This window comes from Pseudoalteromonas sp. SG41-5 (assembly GCF_014164495.1).
Taxonomy (GTDB): Bacteria; Pseudomonadota; Gammaproteobacteria; order Enterobacterales; family Alteromonadaceae; genus Pseudoalteromonas; species Pseudoalteromonas rhizosphaerae.
In genome coordinates, this window is sequence record NZ_JACJFH010000286.1 from 1 (window position 1) to 451 (window position 451).

At 42.6% G+C, this 451-nt stretch carries 1 pseudogene; it reads right to left on the reverse strand.

Annotated features, from left to right (window positions below):
• Positions 1 to 84 precede the first annotated feature (84 nt).
• Positions 85 to 451: pseudogene (locus tag H5232_RS23640) on the reverse strand (transposase); the annotation flags it as partial.

Consider the following 451-nt stretch of genomic DNA (forward strand, 5'->3'; position numbering starts at 1 on the left):
ATCGGCAAAATCATTAAGAACACAAAAGTGATCATTATCGCGTAATTTTCGTGATCAAAGCTTAATGAGAATAAGCGATCAAAGTTAATGCCATTGGGTGATCAAAGCTGGTGAGAATATGCACTGCAGGGTTTGCTGCTCGCCCACCGAGCCCCATGCCTGTGCTTGCAGTATAACTTGATGTTTATCGTCATTTATCGCTATCCCGTTGTAGCCTTGGATTGTACCTTTTGACGTGGTCATTTTCGCGCTATCAGGGTCGGTAATATTACTTTTAATAGGCTTGCCTTTGCTGCCCGTTTTTTCCTCGTGGGTCGCTAAGAACTCCGTGATTTTATCTGCACTTTTATCCAGCTTTTCTTTTTGCTTTAAATCCTGTGTTATCAACTCTTCGCTCAGGCTATCTTGTGATTGGTGACGTTCGATAATACGTTTACTCGCGCGTTCTAGT